The organism is Streptomyces albidoflavus, from assembly GCF_000719955.1.
GTDB classification, from domain to species: Bacteria; Actinomycetota; Actinomycetes; order Streptomycetales; family Streptomycetaceae; genus Streptomyces; species Streptomyces albidoflavus.
Map to the genome: position 1 here is coordinate 36,847 of NZ_JOII01000002.1, position 18,402 is coordinate 55,248.

General features: G+C 72.7%; 16 protein-coding genes. 10 read left to right on the forward strand and 6 right to left on the reverse strand.

Annotated elements, in window-relative coordinates; genetic code table 11:
* Positions 1-53: 53 nt before the first annotated feature.
* The 3 genes from IF45_RS0101905 to IF45_RS0101915 form a co-directional block, all read right to left on the reverse strand.
* Positions 54-1,511 carry an exo-alpha-sialidase gene (locus tag IF45_RS0101905; RefSeq protein WP_030305078.1) on the reverse strand — a complete coding sequence of 486 codons (1,458 nt, stop codon included), beginning with the start codon at positions 1,509-1,511 and terminating at the stop codon, positions 54-56.
* Between the two features lie 26 nt (positions 1,512-1,537).
* The gene (locus IF45_RS0101910; RefSeq protein ID WP_030305081.1) at positions 1,538-2,560 is read right to left on the reverse strand and encodes an acetylxylan esterase; all 1,023 of its coding nucleotides are present in this window, start codon (positions 2,558-2,560) and stop codon (positions 1,538-1,540) included.
* 261 nt (positions 2,561-2,821) lie between these two features.
* Positions 2,822-3,574, reverse strand: coding sequence for a FadR/GntR family transcriptional regulator (locus IF45_RS0101915; RefSeq protein ID WP_037637511.1), 753 nt, complete (start codon positions 3,572-3,574; stop codon positions 2,822-2,824).
* 183 nt (positions 3,575-3,757) lie between these two features.
* Between IF45_RS0101915 and IF45_RS0101920 the strand changes: the two genes are divergently transcribed.
* The 4 genes from IF45_RS0101920 to IF45_RS0101935 all read left to right on the forward strand — a co-directional run bounded on the left by IF45_RS0101920 (position 3,758) and on the right by IF45_RS0101935 (position 9,329).
* A complete protein-coding gene (locus IF45_RS0101920) occupies positions 3,758-5,311 on the forward strand; it encodes an ABC transporter substrate-binding protein (RefSeq protein WP_051720662.1) in 1,554 nt (517 codons plus the stop codon).
* A gap of 78 nt (positions 5,312-5,389) precedes the next feature.
* Positions 5,390-6,340 carry an ABC transporter permease gene (locus IF45_RS0101925; RefSeq protein WP_030305087.1) on the forward strand — a complete coding sequence of 317 codons (951 nt, stop codon included), beginning with the start codon at positions 5,390-5,392 and terminating at the stop codon, positions 6,338-6,340.
* Positions 6,340-8,316 carry a dipeptide/oligopeptide/nickel ABC transporter permease/ATP-binding protein gene (locus tag IF45_RS0101930; protein WP_030305089.1) on the forward strand — a complete coding sequence of 659 codons (1,977 nt, stop codon included), beginning with the start codon at positions 6,340-6,342 and terminating at the stop codon, positions 8,314-8,316. Before IF45_RS0101925 ends, IF45_RS0101930 begins: the two co-directional genes overlap by 1 nt.
* On the forward strand, positions 8,313-9,329 hold the full coding sequence (locus IF45_RS0101935) for an ABC transporter ATP-binding protein (protein ID WP_030305093.1): 1,017 nt from the start codon (positions 8,313-8,315) through the stop codon (positions 9,327-9,329). The genes IF45_RS0101930 and IF45_RS0101935 overlap by 4 nt, the downstream gene beginning before the upstream one ends.
* A gap of 173 nt (positions 9,330-9,502) precedes the next feature.
* On the opposite strand, the gene aztA is transcribed toward IF45_RS0101935, so the two are convergent.
* A complete protein-coding gene (gene aztA / locus IF45_RS0101940; protein WP_030305095.1) occupies positions 9,503-10,234 on the reverse strand; it encodes a zinc ABC transporter ATP-binding protein AztA in 732 nt (243 codons plus the stop codon).
* A gap of 61 nt (positions 10,235-10,295) precedes the next feature.
* Here aztA and aztB point away from each other — a divergent pair, with 61 nt between their 5' ends.
* Genes aztB through aztD form a run of 4 tightly spaced genes read left to right on the forward strand, consistent with a single transcriptional unit; the run spans position 10,296 to position 14,567 of the window.
* Positions 10,296-11,177, forward strand: a complete 882-nt coding sequence (gene aztB, locus IF45_RS0101945) for a zinc ABC transporter permease AztB (protein WP_015508286.1) — start codon at positions 10,296-10,298, stop codon at positions 11,175-11,177.
* Positions 11,174-12,388: a hypothetical protein gene (locus IF45_RS0101950; protein ID WP_030305097.1), complete on the forward strand. Its 1,215-nt coding sequence runs from the start codon at positions 11,174-11,176 to the stop codon at positions 12,386-12,388. The genes aztB and IF45_RS0101950 overlap by 4 nt, the downstream gene beginning before the upstream one ends.
* A complete protein-coding gene (aztC, locus tag IF45_RS0101955) occupies positions 12,385-13,317 on the forward strand; it encodes a zinc ABC transporter substrate-binding protein AztC (protein ID WP_030305099.1) in 933 nt (310 codons plus the stop codon). Before IF45_RS0101950 ends, aztC begins: the two co-directional genes overlap by 4 nt.
* 56 nt (positions 13,318-13,373) lie before the next feature.
* On the forward strand, positions 13,374-14,567 hold the full coding sequence (gene aztD, locus IF45_RS0101960; RefSeq protein ID WP_030305101.1) for a zinc metallochaperone AztD: 1,194 nt from the start codon (positions 13,374-13,376) through the stop codon (positions 14,565-14,567).
* An 81-nt stretch (positions 14,568-14,648) separates the two neighbouring features.
* Here aztD and IF45_RS0101965 read toward each other — a convergent pair whose 3' ends face one another.
* Positions 14,649-15,548, reverse strand: a complete 900-nt coding sequence (locus IF45_RS0101965) for a Vgb family protein (protein WP_030305102.1) — start codon at positions 15,546-15,548, stop codon at positions 14,649-14,651.
* A 131-nt stretch (positions 15,549-15,679) separates the two neighbouring features.
* On the opposite strand from IF45_RS0101965, the gene IF45_RS0101970 reads away from it, so the two are divergent.
* Together IF45_RS0101970 and IF45_RS0101975 are read left to right on the forward strand one after the other, a co-directional pair.
* Complete coding sequence (locus tag IF45_RS0101970; protein ID WP_003946655.1) at positions 15,680-16,177, forward strand: DUF2975 domain-containing protein; 498 nt, start codon at positions 15,680-15,682, stop codon at positions 16,175-16,177.
* Entirely contained in the window at positions 16,177-16,410 is a 234-nt protein-coding gene (locus IF45_RS0101975) for a helix-turn-helix domain-containing protein (protein WP_008410051.1), read from the forward strand. Before IF45_RS0101970 ends, IF45_RS0101975 begins: the two co-directional genes overlap by 1 nt.
* Positions 16,411-16,417: 7 nt before the next feature.
* Here the strand turns inward: IF45_RS0101975 and IF45_RS0101980 are convergent, their stop codons facing one another.
* Positions 16,418-18,379, reverse strand: a complete 1,962-nt coding sequence (locus IF45_RS0101980) for an acyl-CoA dehydrogenase family protein (protein WP_003946657.1) — start codon at positions 18,377-18,379, stop codon at positions 16,418-16,420.
* Between the last annotated feature and the right edge of the window lie 23 nt (positions 18,380-18,402).

Sequence of the window (18,402 nt, forward strand, 5' to 3'; positions counted from 1 at the left end):
CGGAAAGGCTGCCCGCCCGCCGCACGCGGGGGCGGGCGGGCCGGGGGGGGGGTTCAGGGGGTGGTGACGGTGAGGGTGGTGTCGCCGTAGGCGTGCTGGGAGCCGCGCACCTGGTAGGTGGCGGTGGCCCGGACCTCGCCGGCGGTGGTGCCGGCGGGGACGGTGACGGGGATCTTGACGTTGGCGCCCTGGCCGGGCTTGAGCGCGGGGAGGGTGACGGCGGGGGCGGTCCAGCCCTGCGGGAGGGAGAGCGAGACGGTGCCGGCGGGAAGGTCCACGTCGTTCTGGCTGACGACGCGGATGGTGACCTCGGTGGTGGTCCCGGCGGGCAGGGCGGCGGGCGGGGTGACGGTGACCGGGGCGCAGACGCCGCCGAGCCAGCGCAGGTCGAAGGAGGAGTAGGTGATGTGCCGGTAGTCCGCGCGCTCCCAGGCCATGCCGACGCGGGGGTTTGCCCCGGTGCCGTCGCTGAGCGGGGTGAGGGTCGAGTAGCCGGCCGAGCCTGCCTCGGCGGTCCTGCGGACGGGCCAGGTCTCCCCGTTGTCGCAGGAGAGGCGGACGGTGAGGTTGCTGCGGCTGCCGGTGGTCGCCGTGTTGCTGAAGAGCAGCCAGGAGGCGCGCGGGTGGGAGGCGGGGACGTCCGGTGCGAAGCGGGTGAGGGAGCCGTTGTTGGCGGGGTCGGGGAGTTCGGTGTCCTGCTGGAAGGGCGTGTAGGTGACGCCGCCATCGGTGGAGTACGCCACCGTGCGGTAGGGCGCGGAGCGGTTGTTGAGCAGGACGCGGCCGTCGGACAGCTCCACGGTCTTGTTCTCGTCGCCGCCGGGTCCGACCGGTGTGCCCATCCGCCAGGTGGCGCCGTGGTCGTCGCTGTAGGCGCTGACGGCGTAGTTGGCCCCGTTGTTCCGGATGGCGTACTGCTGGATCAGGCGGCCCTTGTGGGTGCCGTGGCGCAGCTGGATGCCTTCGCCGGAGGCGGCGAACATGCCGGCCCAGGCGGGGTTCTTGATGTCGGCGGTGATCCGTTCGTGGTGCCAGGTGAGGCCGTCGTCGTCGGAGTAGCTGTAGTCGGCCTGGAGGACGTCGGGGTCGTTCTCGTCGTTGCCGGTGGCGGAGCCGAAGAAGCCCTGGTTCACGGAGGCCGCGTAGAAGACGAAGATGCGCCCGGTCTCCCGGTCGACGAGGAGGCTGGGGTCGCCGTACCCCTGGGGCGCGGGGTCCTTGCGGACGATCTGCTGGGGCTGCCAGGTGGCGCCGCCGTCGGTGCTGCGCCGCAGGACGATCCCGAGGTTGCCGGGCAGGTCGGCGAGGGTGGGCCGGGCGTCGTAGGCGGCGAGCAGGGTGCCCTTGGTGGTCCTGGTGAGGGCGGGGATGCGGTAGTGGGGGGAGCCGGTGCCGGCGGTGGCGATGTCCTGCGAGGTGAAGTCGGCGGTGGCGCCCTGGGCGGTGGGGACGGTGGCGGTGAGCAGGGCGAAGGTCGCGGGGAGTACGGCCAGGAGGGTGCGGCGCTGCATGGACGGACCTCTTCTCGGTGGGCGGATCAGGCGAGCTGGGCGTCGTGCGGGGCGTCGGGAGCGCCGGCGGTCGCCGGTCCGGGAGCGGTCAGCAGCTCCCGGACCCAGGTGAGTTGTGCGCGCCGGTGGTGGGCGCCGCCGCCCTCGTGTCCGTTGAACTCGTAGACACGCAGGTCCTTGGGGCCGCCGTACCGGTGGTAGGCGGCGAAGCAGGTGGAGGGCGGGCAGACCTCGTCCATCATGGCGATGGAGAAGAGGGCGGGAGCGGTGGCGCGGGAGGCGAGGAGGGCCGCGTCGATGTGGGAGAGGGTGTCGAGGACGGTCGCGGCCCGGTCGCGGTGCAGGCGGAGGTAGTCCGCCACCTCGGTGTAGGGCGGCCGGTCCGCGAGGCGCACGGCGCGCCGGATGTCGCACAGGAAGGGGACGTCGGGCATGACGCCGGCGAGGCCGGGGACGAGCGCGGCCGTGGCGAGGGCAATGCCGCCGCCCTGGCTGACACCGGTCACCACGACCTTGGCCGGGTCGACGGCGGGATGGGCGCGGACGGCCTCCACGCAGCGCACGGCGTCGGTGAAGACCCGCCGGTAGTAGTGGTCCTGGGGGCTCTCGACGCCCCGGGTGAGGAAGCCGGGCACGCTGCCGGAGAGCGAGGCGGTGTCGGGGGTCTCCCCGGCGGCGGTGGACCAGCCCTGGCCCCGGGTGTCCATGAGGAAGTGGGCGTACCCGGCGGCCGCCCAGAGCAGTTGCTCGTGCGGCAGGCCGCGCCCACGTCCGTAGCCGAGGAACTCCACCACGCAGCCGAGCGGTTCACGGGCGCCGGCGGGGAGATGGAGCCAGCCCCGGACGGGTTCTCCGGCGAAGCCCGGGACGACGGCGTCGTAGGTGGTGACCTGGGTCAGTCCGGTGTCCACGGGGGTGAAGCGCGGGGGCGTGGGGTGGGCGGGCGCCGTGTCCAGGGTCCGCTGCCAGAAGGCGTCCAGGCCGGCGGGTTCGTCGAGGTCGGGGCGGAGCGCGAGGCACTCGGCGAGGGTGAGGTCCGTGAGTGGCATGAGGGGCCCGTTGGGTGAGGCGGGCGCGTGACGCGCCGCTGCGAGCGGAGGCGTGGGGAGGGGGGAACCGGCGAGGCCGACTCCCACACCAGGAAGTCAGACGTCTGATGTCCTTGATTCCGGGACACTAGAGACCCGGACGCCGACCGTCAAGTGCCCCCACTCGCCCGGCCGTCCGGCATCGGCTCCCGACGGCCGCCCCACAGCACGACGAAGGCACCCCTCGGACGGAGGGGTGCCTTCGTCGTCCGTACGGGCCGGTCAGCGGCGGGCGCGAGCCTCCGCGATCCGCTGCTTCACCGGCGCGTAGTGCTCGGTCAGGGCCGTCGCGAACTCGACCGGGTCGCGGTCACGGATGGCGTCGACGATGCGCTGGTGGTTGGCGATGGTCGCCTCCTCGTGCTCGTGCGTGAAGACGTCGAGATGGGGGGCGACGATCACGTAGACGTCCCAGAACGCCATCGACAGCTGGCCGATGAGGTCGTTGCCGAGCGGGGCGACCAGCAGGGCGTGGAAGGCGCGGTCGGCCTCCACGAAGCCGTCACCCTTGCCGCCGCCGGCCTTGCGCATCTCCTCGACCAGCGCGGCGAGGCGGTCGATCTGCTCCTGGTCGGGGGCGGCGACGAGCCGCTCGGCCATGCCCCGCTCGAACAGCTCGCGCACCTCGACCAGGTCGGACATCACCTGGAAGTCGTCGTCGGGGCTGAGCAGTCCACGGAAGGTCAGGCTCTCCACGAGGGCGGAGAGGCTGAGCCTGCCGACGTAGGTGCCGTGGCCGTGGCGCACCTCGACGATGTCGAGCGCGGCCAGGATCTTGATCGCCTCGCGCACGCTGGACCGGCTGGCTCCGAGCGCCTCGCACAGGGCGGGCTCGCTCGGCAGGGGGTCACCGGGGCGCAGCTGGTTGCGCAGGATGTAGCCCTTGATGCCGTCCACGACCTCCTGCCGCAGCGACTGTCGTGCCGGTTTGGGCCCAGGCACCGTATGCCCCGCCGCCTCCTGTCCCACCGCCACCTCTTGACCCCTTTCATTCGGCAAGCTACGTTCCCCTGTTATTGAGCATCATACATCAGACGTCTGATGTGCCTGGTGGAGCGCCGACCGTCTCGCCTCCTCTCCGTTCGACCATCCCTCATCTTCCTTCTGGAGGACCCCTTGCCCTCGCGCAACGCAGTTGGCGTCGACCGCCGCACCTTCATGAGATACACCGGTGCCATCGGTGTGGCCACCGCGGTCACCGCCGGCCTCACGGCCTGCGGCGGTCCGGCCTCCAGCCAAGGGGCCTCCGGCGGGTCGGACGCCGGCGGTGACACTATCGAAGCCGGTCTCTCGTACCCGCTCTCCACGGGCTTCGACCCGATGATCACCTCCGGCGCCACCCCGTACGCCGCCAACATGCACATCTTCGAGGGGCTGGTGGACCTCGACCCGGCCACGCTCACCGCGCGGCCCGCGCTGGCCACCAAGATGCCCCAGAAGATCAACGCCACCACCTACCGGGCCACCCTCCGCAAGGGCGCGACCTTCCACGACGGTTCCCCGGTCCGCGCCGAGGACGTGGTCTTCAGCTTCGAACGCGTCCTGGACCCGGAGAACGCCTCCCTGATGGCGCAGTTCGTGCCCTTCATCGACCAGGTCACCGCCGTCGACGCCTCGACGGTCGAGTTCAAGCTCAAGCACCCCTTCGCCCTCTTCCCCTCGCGCATATCGGTGGTGCGGGTGGTGCCGGAGAAGATCGCGGGCGCCGACCCGAAGGGCTTCGACGCCGCGCCCGTCGGCTCGGGCCCCTACCGCTTCGTCCAGGCGGTCCGCGAGGACAAGATCGTCATGGAGGCGTACGACCGGTACAACGGGCCGCACCCCGCCAAGGCCGGGAAGATGGTGTGGCGGTTGATGTCCGACCCGTCCGCCCGGGTCAGCGCCCTGGAGTCCGGGCGGGTCCAGGCCATCGAGGACGTCCCCTACATCGACGTCAAGGGGATCACCGGCGAGAACACGGTGGAGTCGGTCCAGTCCTTCGGGCTGCTCTTCCTCATGTTCAACTGCGCGGACGAGCGGTTCGCGGACAAGCGGGTGCGCCAGGCCCTGCACTACGCCCTCGACACCGAGAAGATCATCTCGACCGCGCTGCTGGGCAACGCCGAGGCCGCCAGCGGCTACGTACCGCCCACCCACCCCGACTACCACAAGGCCGCCACCGTCTACCGGCACGACGTGGCCAAGGCGAAAAAGCTCCTCGCCGAGGCGGGAGCCGGGAAGCTCTCCTTCACCCTGCTGGTCACCGATACCGGCTGGGTCAAGGACATCGCCCCGCTGCTCAAGGAGAGCTGGGCGGAGGCCGGCATCGAGGCCCGTCTCGACATCGCCCAGTCCCCCGCCCAGTACGCCAAGGTCGACAAGGGCACCTTCGACGTGCTGGCCGCCCCGGGCGACCCCTCCGTCTTCGGCAACGACGCGGACCTGCTGCTGCGCTGGTTCTACTACGGGTTCTGGCCGGAGAAGCGGTACGGGTGGGCCGGCTCTCCCGTCTACAAGAAGACCAGGTCGCTCCTGGACCGCGCCGCCCGGGAGGCGGACGCCGGCCGGCGCAAGGAGCTGTGGGGCGAGGTGACCGACCTGGTCGCCGAGGAGGCCGCCCTCTATCCGGTCCTCCACCGCAAGCTGCCCACCGCCTGGCACTCCGGCGCGCTGAGCGGGTTCAAGCCGCTGCCCACCACCGGGCTCTCCTTCGTCGGCGTCGGCCGCGCCTGAGCCCCACCGCCCCGGCCCGTCGGCCGCCGCCGCCTCACCACGGCGGCGGCCCTCGCCCCAATCCCTAGGAAACCCAGGATGGTTGCTTTCCTCCGGCTCGCGCTGCGCCGCGTCGCGATCATGCCGGTGATGGTCCTCGGCATCACGCTGCTGGTCTTCGTCGTCCTCCAGTTCTCGCCGGCCGACCCCGCGTACAACGCGCTCGGCGACTCCGCCGGCCCGGCTGCCCGCGCCGCCTTCGCCGAGGCGCACGGCCTCAACGACCCGCTCTTCGTGCGGTACTTCGCCTTCCTCGGTGATCTGCTGCGGGGCGACCTCGGGGTCACCGTGCCGCCCAGCCAGCCCGTCGCCGACCGCATCGCCACCGCGTTCCCGCTGACCCTCCAGCTCACCCTGCTCGGCCTCGCGCTCGCCGTCGCCCTGGCGCTGACCGCGGGCGTCCTCAGCGCGATGTACCGGGACCGCTGGCCCGACCAGGTCTTCCGCGTCCTGTCGATGGCCGGGGTGGCGCTGCCCTCGTTCTGGCTCGGCGTGCTGCTCATCCAGCAGTTCGCCCTCGCCATGGGCCTCTTTCCGACCGGCGGCTACGTCAACCCGGCGGACTCCTTCCCCGGCTGGCTGGAGAGCATGACGCTCCCGGCGGTCGCCCTGGCGCTCCCGGTCGCCGCCTCGCTGGCCCGGCTGGTGCGCACCTCGATGGTCTCCGAACTCGACCGGGACTACGTGCGCACCGCACGCGGCAGCGGCCTGCCGCCCTTCCTCATCATCCGGTCGGTGCTGCGCAACGCCCTGGTCACGCCGTTGACCGTGCTCGGCGTCAAGGTCGGCTACATGCTCAGCGGCGCCGTCGTCATCGAGGCCATCTTCGACCTGCCCGGCATGGGCAAGCTGATCCTCGAAGGGGTCACCGGGGGCGACGTGGGGCTCGTGCAGGGCACGGTGCTCACCATCGCGGTCGCCTTCCTCGTGGTCAACGTCGTCGTCGATCTGCTCTACCTGCTCGTCAACCCGCGCATCAGGACGGTGTGATGTTCGCCCCCACTTCCCTCGCCAAGCGGCTGGCGCGGCCCGGCGTCCGCCTGCGCCGCCTGCCCGTGCCCTCCCGCGTCGCCCTCGGCGTGCTCGTGGTGGTCGTGCTGGGCGCGGTCCTCGCCCCGCTCCTGACCCAGGACCCGCTCGCCACCGGCGTCCCCGCCCAGCCGCCCGGCGCCGACCACTGGTTCGGCACCGACCGGGCCGGCCGTGACGTCTTCGCCCGGGTGGTGCACGGCGCCCGGTACTCCCTCGTCATCGGCCTCGGCGCGACGCTGCTCGCCCTGATTCTCGGCTCGCTGCTCGGCGCGCTGGCCGCGACCTCCCGCAGACTCGCCGACGAGGGCGTCATGCGCACCCTCGACATCGTCATGTCGTTCCCGCCGATCGCGCTGGCCGCCGTCCTGGTCGCCGTCTTCGGCCCCAGCGTGCCGGTCATCATCTTCACCATCGCCTTCGTCTACACGCCCTCCCTGGCCCGCGTCGTCCGGGCCAACGTGCTGGAGCAGTACGGCGAGGACTACGTGGCCGCCGAGCAGGTCATCGGCGCCCGGCGCGGCCACATCGTCGCCCGGCACGTCGCCGTCAACTGCGCCGCCCCGGTCCTGGTGTTCGCCACCGTGATGGTCGCCGACTCCATCATCTTCGAGGCGAGCCTCTCCTTCATCGGCGCCGGCGTGCAGGACCCCGACCCCAGCTGGGGCAGCGTCCTGGCGTACGGCCGGCAGTTGCTGCTCTCGGGCGGCTGGTGGGCCACGCTCTTCCCCGGCCTCTGCCTGCTCCTGACGGTGCTCGCGCTCAACGTCCTCTCCGAGGGGATGACGGACGCCGCCGCCTCCCCGGACAGGTCCCGCACCGGCGGCGACGACACCGGGCAGGAGCCGGCCGCCGCGACTCCCGCCGCCGACGCCGACGAGGTGGACGCGGCCCTGGCGGCGCTCGCCACCCGCCTGTCCGCCACCGACCCGGCCGTCACCCCGCTCCCCGAGGACGCCCCCGCGCTCCTCACCGTACGGAATCTCACCATCCGCTTCCCGGACCGGTACGGCGACACCCGCGTCGTGGACGGCATCGACTTCACCGTCCGCGAGGGCGAGACGCTGGGCCTGGTCGGCGAGTCGGGGTGCGGCAAGTCGGTCACCAGCCTCGCCGTCATGGGCCTGCTGGCCCGCAACGCGCGGGTCGAGGGGGAGATCCTCTACCGGGGCCGCGACCTCCTGACGCTGACCGCCAAGGAGCGGCGCGCCCTGATGGGGCCGGAGATCGCGATGGTCTACCAGGACGCCATGTCCTCCCTCAACCCGTCCGTCCTCATCGGCACCCAGCTGAAGCGGCTCACCTCCCGGGGCGGCACCCGCACCCCCGCCGAACTGCTGGAACTGGTCGGCCTCTCCCCCGCCCGCACCCTGCGCAGCTACCCGCACGAGCTCTCCGGCGGCCAGCGCCAGCGCGTCCTGATCGCCATGGCCCTCTCGCGCGGCCCGCGCCTGCTCATCGCCGACGAGCCGACCACCGCGCTCGACGTCACCGTGCAGGCCCAGGTCGTCGAACTGCTGGTCAGGCTCCGCGACGAACTGGGCTTCGCGATGGTCCTCGTCTCCCACGACCTGGCCCTGGTCGGCGACCTCGCCCACCGCGTCGCGGTGATGTACGCCGGTCAGGTCGCCGAGGCCGGCGGCACCCGCTCCCTGCTGACCGACCCCGCCCACCACTACAGCCGGGGCCTGCTCGGCTCGGTCGTCTCACTGGAGTCCGGCGCCGAGCGGCTCCACCAGATCCGTGGCGTGGTGCCCGCGCCCAAGGCGTTCGGGCCCGGCTGCCGCTTCGCCTCGCGCTGCGCCGCCGCCACCGAGCTGTGCGCCACCACCCCGCCCGCCCCGGCCGCACGCGCGGGGGCGCGGGACCACCACGTCGCCTGCCACCACCCGGCGACCGCCCACCCGCAGACCGAGCGACTGGAGAGCGCCCGATGACCGCACCGCAGGACCCCGCGACCGCTCCCCTGGTCCGGCTGGACGGTGTCCACGTACGCCACCGGGCGCGCGGCGGCGGCCTGTTCCGCAAGGACGCGGTGCACGCGCTGACCGACGTCTCGCTGGAGATCCGGCGGGGCGAGATCCTCGGCCTGGTCGGCGAGTCGGGGTGCGGCAAGTCGACCCTGGCCCGGGTCGTCACCGGCCTCCAGCGGCCGACCGAGGGCACGGTCTCCTTCCAGGGCACGGACCTGTGGAGCATGAGCCCGGCCGCGCGGCGCGAGCGGTTCGGCCCGGCGGTCGGCGTGGTCTTCCAGGACCCCGCCACGGCGCTCAACCCGCGCCTCTCGGTCCGCCGCATCGTCCGCGACCCGCTGGACGTGCACCGGCGGGGCACCCCGGAGCAGCGCGAGGCGCGGGTGAGGGAACTCCTCGACCTGGTGGGCCTGCCGGGCCACACGCTGGAGGCGCTGCCCGGGCAGCTCTCCGGCGGCCAGCGCCAGCGGGTGGCCATCGCCCGCGCCCTGGCGCTGGACCCGGAACTGATCGTCGCCGACGAGCCCACCAGCGCCCTCGACGTGTCGGTACGCGCCCAGATCCTCAATCTCCTGGTGGACCTGCGCGCCCGCCTCGGCCTGGGCATGGTCTTCATCTCCCACGACGTCCAGACCGTCCGTTACCTCGCCGATCGCATCGCCGTGCTCTACCTGGGCCGCGTCGTCGAGGAGGGAGCCGCCTCCCAGGTCTCCGGCGAGTCCCGCCACCCGTACACGGAGGCCCTGCTCTCCGCCACCCCGAGCCTGCTGGAGCGGCCCGAACGGATCGTGCTGCACGGTCCGGTGCCGTCCGCGACCAACCCGCCCTCGGGCTGCCCGTTCCGGACGCGGTGCTGGAAGGCGGACGAGACCTGCGCCACCGCCTTCCCCCCGGCGACCGAGGACGCGGCGGGACACCGGTGGCACTGCGTGCACCCGCAGCCGGCCACCGCGACGGCGACGGCCGTCGAGTCCTGACAGAGGTCGCCTCTCTCCCCCCCCCACCACCGGTCGACCGGGTCGGGTGGGGGGAGGTGACTTTCCGGCACCCCTCGTCGCCTTGTCGTCCTTGGCGCCGGGGTGCCGAGCAGGCGGGCCGGCTCACACGCGTACCGGTACCGCCGTTGGCTCGACCCTCACTTCCGCACCCCTCACACGGGCCGCTCCGCCGGGACGAAAGTGCCCGCCGGGCGGGGTGAGTGCCAGATGCGCTCGACGGTGTCGCCGGTCAGGACGGTGGCCGGGGCCCCGGACGCGACCAGCCGTCCTTCCTGGAGCAGCAGGACGCACTCCGCCTCCCTCGCCGCGTCGAGGTCGTGGGTCGCCTGCACGACGGTGACTCCGTCCGCGACCGCCTCGGCGAGCACGTCGGTGATCAACTGCCGTGCGGCCATGTCGAGCCCGGTGGTCGGCTCGTCCAGCAGCAGCAACTCCGCCTCCTGGGCGAGCCCTTGGGCGACCAGGGCGCGCTGGCGCTGCCCGCCGGAGACTTCGCCCAGCTGCCGTCCGGCGAGGTCGGCGATGCCGAGGCGCTCCATGCTCGTCTCCACAACCCGCCGGTCGGAGCGGGACAGCCTGCGCCAGGGCCCGCGCCGCGCCCACCTGCCCATCGCCACCGCGTCGCGCACGGTGAGCGGCAGCACGTCGGCCACCCTGCTCCGCTGGACGACGAAGGCGGGGCGCCCGTCGGTGCGGTGCGCCACCTCACCCGCCGCGACCGGGATCACCCCGGCGATCACGCCGAGCAGCGTCGACTTGCCCGAACCGTTGGGGCCGACCAGCGCGGTCGTCGCGAACGCCGGTATGTGCGCGCTCAGTCGGCGCAGCACGGGCCGTCCCGCGTAACCGGCCGAGACCTCGTCGAGTGCCACCTGCCACCGCATCCGCAGGGCCTCCCTCTCGTTGATTGTGATGATAATCGTTTTCATTGTAGGGTCCCGCTCCATGGAATGGTTGACGGCCCCCTTCGAGGTGGCCTTCGTGCAACGGGCCTTGTGGGGCGGGGTGCTCGTCTCGCTGGTCTGCGCCCTGGCCGGGACCTGGGTGGTGCTGCGCGGCATGGCGTTCTTCGGGGACGCGATGTCGCACGGGCTGCTGCCCGGCATCGCGCTCGCCTCGCTGGCGGGCGGCAGCCTGGTGGTCGGCGCCTGCGTCAGTGCCGCGGTGATGACCCTGGGCGTCCACGCGCTGCGGCGCTCACCGAGGCTCTCCCAGGACACCGGGATCGGCGTGCTCTTCGTCGGCATGCTCGCGCTGGGCGTGATCATCGTCTCGCGGTCGCAGTCGTTCGCCGTCGACCTGACGGGGTTCCTCTTCGGGGACGTGCTCGCCGTACGGCCGGCGGACCTGGCCTACCTCGGGGTGGCGCTGGGCGTCGCCCTGGCCGTCTCCGTGCTCGGGTACCGGCCTTTCGTCGCCCTCGCCTTCGACGAGCGCAAGGCGGCCACGCTGGGGCTGCGGCCGCGCCTGGCCCATGCCGTGCTGCTCGGCCTGCTCGCGCTTGCCGTCGTGGCCTCGTTCCACGTCGTGGGGACCCTGCTCGTCTTCGGGCTGCTCATCGCGCCGCCCGCCGCCGTCCTCCCCTGGGCGCGCGGGATTCCGGTGATCATGGCCGGCGCCGCCTGCCTGGGCGCGCTCGCCACCTTCCTGGGCCTCCTCCTCTCCTGGCACCTGCACACCGCCGCCGGGGCGACCATCGCGGCCACCGCGGTCCTCCAGTTCCTCGTCTCCGTCCTGGCCTCCGGCGCCGTGGCCCGGTGGCGCGGACGGACCGCCCACCGGCTCGACGCCCCCGGCCCGCACACGGAATACGGACATCCGGCATGACACGTACGAAGACCAGAACCACCGCGGCCGTCTGCGCCGCGCTCGTCGGCTCCGCCCTGCTCTCGGCCTGCGGGTCCGGCGACGGCGAGCGGCCCGACGCGGCGCCGAGCAGTTCCGGCGTCCCGCACGGCTACGTCGAAGGGGCCGAGGAACAGGCCGAGCAGCAGTCCCGCCTGGTGCTGGCCGACGCCGGCAGCGGCGCGGTCCACGTCCTCGACCTGATCACCGGCGAGGTCACGAAGCTGAAGCGCGGCGCCGGACCACGGGCGCTCCACACCGACGGCCGCTTCGCCTACCTGGACACCCCGGACGGCACCCGCGTCCTGGACAGCGGCTCCTGGACGGTGGACCACGGCGACCACGTCCACTACTACCGGGCCGACATCCGCGACCTCGGGACGATCGGCGGCAAGGCGCCCGAGCACGTCCACGCCGATCAGGCGCTCACCGCCCTCTCCCCCGCCGAGGGCCCCACCCGGCTGTTCGACCGCGAGAAGCTCGAAGGCGGCTCCGTCGGCCGCGCCCGCACCCTGGACGGCGACGCCACGGGGCCCGTCGTCCCGTACGCGGAGCATCTGCTGGCGGCGGGAGCGGGGACGGACCGCGACCGGGTACGGGTGCTCGACCGCGAGGGCGCCGAGGTCGCCTCGCTCGACGAGCCGTGCGCGGAGGTGCGCGGCGAGGCCGTCACGCGCCGGGGCGTCGTCCTCGGCTGCGCCGACGGCGCGCTCCTCGTGCGCGAGGAGAAGGGGAAGTTCAGCGCCGAGAAGATCGCCTACGACGGGGAGGTGGACGCCCGGGACCGCGCGGCCGGCTTCCGCCACCGGGCGGGCAGCACCACCCTCGTCAGCCCGTCCGGTGCGGATGCGGTCTGGGTGCTCGACGTCACCGACCGCTCCTGGACCCGGATCGAGACCGGCCCGCTCACCGCCGCCAACACCGCCGGCGAGGGCGCCGACCTGCTGGCCCTGGGCAAGGACGGGGCCCTCACCTCCTGGGACATCGACTCCGGGAAGCAGACCGCCCGCAAGAAGCTGCTGGCCGGCCGGGCGGCGGACTCCGCGACGATCGAGGTCGACACCGGCCGCGCCTACGTCAACGATCCCGGCGCCCGGAAGGTCTACGAGATCGACTACAACGACCGCCTCCGGCTGGCCCGCGCCTTCCCGCTCTCCCTCACCCCCACGCACATGGTGGAGACCGGCCGATGACCGCCACCCGCCGGGCCGGAAACGTGTCCCTGCTCCTCCTTCTCCTCTGCCTCCTCGCCACGGCGACCGGCTGCGCCACGGAGCAGCGGCACCGGCCGAGCGTGGTCGTCACCACCAACATCCTCGGCGACCTCACCCGCAACGTCGTCGGCGACGAGGCGGAGGTGACGGTCCTGATGCAGCCCGGCGCCGACCCGCACTCCTTCGGCGTCTCGGCGCCCCAGGCCGCCGCCATGGAACAGGCCGACCTCGTCGTCCACAACGGCCTGGGGCTGGAGGAGAACGTCCTGCGCCACGTGGAGGCCGCCCGCGTCTCCGGCGTACCCACCCTGGCCGTCGGGGAGTCGGTCGACCCGATGACCTACAGCGGAGGCGAGTCGGCCGGCCGGCCCGACCCGCACTTCTGGACCGATCCCGTACGCGTCCGCAAGGCCGTACGCCTCATCGGCGACCGCGTCGTCCGGCACGTGGAGGGCGTCGACGCCGCCGCCGTGCGGAAGAACGCCGAGCGGTACGGCGCGGAGCTGGCCGGGTTGCACACCTCGATGCGGGACGCCTTCGCGTCCGTACCCGCCGACCGGCGGCGCCTGGTGACCAACCATCACGTCTTCGGGTACCTGGCGGACCGTTACGGCTTCCGCGTCGTCGGCGCCGTCATCCCGAGCGGGACGACGCTCGCCTCCCCCAGCGCCTCGGACCTCGACTCGCTCGCCACCGCCGTCAGGAAGGCCGGGGTCCCGGCGATCTTCGCCGACTCCTCCCAGCCGGACCGCCTGGCGCAGGTGCTGAAGCGCGAGAGCGGGATCGACGTGGACGTGGTGCCGCTCTTCTCCGAATCCCTGACGCCGAAGGGCCAGGGCGCCGCCACCTACCTGCAGATGATGCGCGCCAACACCGAGGCGATCACCAAGGGCCTGACCTCCCGCTGAACCCCGCTGTCGCCGCACCTGGCGACAGCTCCCGGAAAAGGAAACCAAGGAACCCCATGAAGAACGCAGTACGCCCCCGCGCGGCCGCCGCTGCCGCCGCCCTGCTCACCGCCTCCGCCCTGCTCACCGCGTGCGGCGGCGACAGCACGGAGCCCGCGGCAGGAAAGGCGCGGGACACGACGGACGCCTCGGCCGGCCCGGTCAAGGACCCGGTCGTGGCCACGTACGACGGCGGCCTCTACCTCCTGGACGGCGCCACGCTGAAGGTCGCCGAGGACATACCCCTGAAGGGCTTCAACCGCGTCAACCCGGCCGGCGACGACCGTCACGTGATGGTCTCCACGTCGACCGGCTTCCGCGTGATGGACGCGGTGGGCGGAAAGCTGACCGACGTCGAGTTCGAGGGCAGCAAGCCCGGCCACGTCGTCCGGCACGCGGGCAGGACCATCCTCTTCTCCGACGGCACCGGCGAGGTCACGATCTTCGACCCGGCCCAGCTCGGCGACGGGAAGCCGAAGAGCGAGACGTACGACTCCGACGCGCCGCACCACGGGGTCGCGATCCAGCTGGCCGGCGGCGAACTGGTGACGACCCTCGGCACGGAGGAGAAGCGCACCGGCATCAAGGTCCTGGACAAGGACCGTAAGGAGATCACGCGCAACGAGAAGTGCCCCGAGGTGCACGGGGAGGCCGCCGCGAAGGACGAGACGGTCGTCGTCGGCTGCGAGGACGGCGTCCTCGTCTACAAGGACGGCTCAATCAAGAAGGTCCAGAGCCCGACCGAGTACGGGCGGATCGGCAACCAGGCCGGTTCCGAGGAATCGGCCGTCGTCCTCGGCGACTACAAGCAGGACCCCGACGCCGAACTGGAACGCCCCGAGCAGGTCTCGCTGATCGACACGGAGACCGGCACGATGCGCCTGGTCGACCTGGGGACCAGCTACACCTTCCGCTCGCTGGCCCGCGGCCCGCACGGTGAGGCCCTCGTCCTCGGGACGGACGGCAAGATCCACGTCATCGACCCCGAGACCGGCAAGGTCGAGCGGAAGATCTCCGTACTCGACGCGTGGCAGGAGCCGCTGGACTGGCAGCAGCCCCGCCCGGCGCTCTTCGTCCGCGACCACACGGCGTACGTCTCGGACCCGGCGAACAAGAAGCTGACGGCCGTCGACATCGAGAGCGGGAAGAAGCTGGCCTCCACCGAACTGGAGCAGGCCCCCAACGAGGTGAGCGGCGTCGACGCGCACTGACCGTGGGTGAACGGCCGGAAGGGGCGCTCCGCCCGGGATGCGGGGGCGCCCCTTCCGCGTCCGGGGAGGCCGGGGCTTCGGTCACGGCACGATCCGCGCGACCCCTCCCGTCTCCAGGGCCGCCCAGAGCGCGCCGTCGGGCCCCGAGGTGATGCCGTGCGGCTCGGACGCCGGTGTGGGCAGGTCGTACTCGGTGATCTCGCCGTCGCCGGTGAGGCGGCCGACCCGGTTGGCGCCCCACTCGGTGAACCAGCACTCGCCGGGGGCGGGGGCCACGACGGCGTGGGGGCGCGCAGCGGGGTCCGGCAGCGGGAACTCCTCGATCGCGCCGTCCACCGAGATCCTGACGATCCGGCCCGCCCCGATCTCGACGAACCACAGGGCGGTGCCGTCGCTGGTGATGCCCACGGGTGCGGCACCGGAGGTGGGCAGGGGGTAGGTGGTGACCTCGCCGTCCACCGTGACGCGGCCGATGGCGTCGGCCTGGTTGAGGGTGCACCACAGGGCTCCGTCCGGTCCGGCGGTGATCGCCGAGGGGAAGGCGCCGGGGGCGGTCCCGGGGAGGCCGAACTCGGTGACCTCTCCCGCCACGGTGATACGGCCGACGCGGTCGGTCCGCGTCTCGGTGAACCAGAGCGCGCCGTCGGGTCCCGCGGTGATACCGAACGGCCCGCTGTCCGGCGTCGGCAGGGGGAAGGAGGTGCTGTCCCCGTCGACGGTGACGCGGCCGATCCGGTGGTCCCCGTGACGCGTGAACCAGAGGGCGCCGTCGGGCCCGGGGGTGATCACCGTGGGCCGGCACCCGGGTGCGTCGAGGGCGTACGTACGGAGTCCGCCGCCCGGTGCGAGGCGGGCGATGCGGCCACTGCCCGCGAAGGTGAGCCACAGCGCGCCGTCGGCTCCGGAGGCGATGCCGTACGGCCCGTCCTTCTCGTCCCCCAAGGGGATCTCTTCGACGGACGGGGGGTCAGGAAGGTGCATGGCGACTCCTCGTGATCGGAACCCGTCCCACTCTCCCCGAGCCGGCCGCCCGCCGCACCTGTGTTCCCCGGCTTCCTCGCCGATGCCGGCGACCTATTGACCATCGATAGAAAACCATCGATTATCGATACATGCATCCGATCCTCACCACCCTGCTCCGGGCCGCCGTCGTCGTGGTCCTCGCCGTCGGACTCTTCGGCCAGGTCGTGGTCATCCCCACGACGGCGGCCGACGAGGCGGAACTGTTCCCCCCGTACGCCCCGTACGCCGTGCCGTACGCGGTGCTGGCCGTCCTCGGGGTGGCCTGTGTCCAGGTCGCTCTGGTCGCGGTGTGGCGGCTGCTCGGCATGGCGCGGCACGGGGCGCTCTTCGCACCCCGTGCCTTCCGGTGGGTCGACGTGGTCATCGTCAGCTCGGTGGCGGCGACCGTGCTCGCGACGGGGGTGGCCACGCATCTCCTGCTGGCCGAGATCCCGTCGCCGGACGGCGGCATGGGCCTGGAGAGCGCCCTGGCGGCCGCCGTCACGGCCGCCGGTGCCGGTGCCTCCTTCGCCATGGTCACCGTGATCATGCGCAGCCTGCTGCGCAAGGCGACCGAGCTCCAGCAGGAGATGGCCGAGGTCATCTGATGGCGATCGTGGTCGACATCGACCGCCGCCTGGCCGAACTGGGCATGTCGGTCGGCGAGTTCGCCGAGGCGGTCGGGATCACCCCGGCGAACATCGCGGTCCTCAAGAACGGCCGCGCGAAGGCCGTCCGGTTCAGCACGCTGGACGCGATCTGCCGCGTCCTCGACTGCCAGCCCGGCGACCTGTTGCGCCGGGTTCCGGACGACGCGGAGGCGGCCCGGCCGTCCGGCTGACCGGGCCTCAGCCCACCAGCTCCGGCGCCCGCAGCAGCTCCGGCGGGACGCCCCAGGCGTCGACCAGGTCCAGGGCGAGGGGGCGGATCTTGCGGCAGAGGTCGTTCACCTCGCGGGTGATGGCCTTGGAGCGCTGGACGGTGAGGCGGCCGTGTTCCATGAACCAGGCACGGTCCGCCTCGATCGTGGACAGGGCGAAGAGGTCGCAGAGCAGCCCCAGCGCGACCTTCTCGCCGCCCTCGGGCAGCTCGCGCACCTTCGCCACGAACGCCTCCAGCACCAGCCGCTCGACATGGGCGTGGGCGAGAGCGATGACGTGGTCCTGCACCTGGGAGAAGACGGCGCCCGGATCGCGCTTCTGGTCGACGCCGCTCTTGAGGCGCCGGGCCACGCCGGCGAGCATGTGCTCCTCGCGGTAGCGGACCATGGCGAGCTGGTACTCGGAGTCGAGCAGCCCGGCCTCCTGGTCCCACTCGTCGCCGCCGGGGAGCAGGTCGCGGACGCGCTCCAGCAGCTTGTGGGCGGAGGTCTTCTCCAGGAGCGTCTCGACGGCGAGGCCGGTGACGTGGCGGACCGTGCCGAGCTGGTCCAGGTCCTCGAACTCGCTGGCGTAGTCGGTGAGCAGGCCCTTGGCGACGAGTTGCAGCAGGACGTGGTTGTCGCCCTCGAAGGTGGTGAAGATGTCGCTGTCGCTCTTGAGGGCGGCGAACCGGTTGACGCTGAGGTACCCGGCGCCGCCGCACGCCTCGCGGCACTCCTGGATCGTGCGGGTGGCGTGCCAGGTGGTGAGCGCCTTGGTGCCCGCGGCCCGCGCCTCCAGCTCGCGCCGCGCCTGGGCGTCGGTCTCGATGCCGGAGAAGACCTCGTGGAGCCGGGTGCGCACCACGTCCTGCGCGAAGTGCAGCGCGTACGTCCGGGCGATGAGCGGCAGCAGCCGGCGCTGGTGCAGGCCGTAGTCGAGCAGGAGCTGCTCCCGCTCGCCCGGGGCCGGCTCGAACTGGCGGCGCCTGGTCGCGTACCGGGTGGCCACGGTGAGGGCGACCTTGGCGGCGTTGACGGCGGCGCCGCCGACGCTGACCCGGCCCTGGACCAGGGTGCCGAGCATGGTGAAGAAGCGGCGGTTGGGGTTGTCGATCGGGCTCTCGTAGACGCCTTCGGGGGTGACGTCGGCGAAGCGGTTGAGCAGGGCCTCGCGCGGGATGCGGACGCCGTCGAAGTGGAGGCGGCCGTTGTCGACGCCGTTGAGCCCCATCTTGCGGCCGTCGTCCTCGATCCGGACGCCGGGCGCGGGCTCGCCCCCGGCCCGGATGGGCACCACGAAGGCGTGCACGCCCTCGGAGGTGCCGTCCACCTCCAGCTGGGCGAAGACCACGGCCACCTCACCGTGGCGGGCCGCGTTGCCGATGTAGTCCTTACGGGCCTCCTCACCGGGGGTGGTGAGGACGAACTCCTGGCTCCGGGCGTCGTACCGCGCGACGGTGCCCAGTGCCTGGACGTTGGAGCCGTGCCCGGTCTCCGTCATCGCGAAGCAGCCCATCAGCTTCCCGGTGATCAGGTCGGGGAGGTAGGCGTCGTGGTGGCGTTCGGTGCCCAGTTGCAGGATCGCCCCGCCGAAGAGCCCGAACTGCACGCCGACCTTCACCAGTACCGAGAGGTCGCCGAAGGCCAGGGTCTCGAAGGCGGCGATCGAGGCCCCGACGTCCCCTCCCCCGCCGTACTCGCGCGGGAAGCCCATACCGGTCTGGCCCGTCGCCGCCATCTCGACCACCAGCTCGCGCACCCGCTCGCGGTAGGCGTCGAGGCTCAGCTCGTCGGCCTCCTCCAGGATCGAGGCGTACGTCTTCAGGTTGCTGCGGACGAGCTCGCGGATCTCGGCGTACTCGCCGTCGAGCAGGGCCGCGAGGGCGGGGACGTCGATCTCGGGCTGCACGTACCCGCTCGCCTCGGTGGGCGCTTCGTCGGTGACCATGACACTCCGCTACCCCGCGCGGG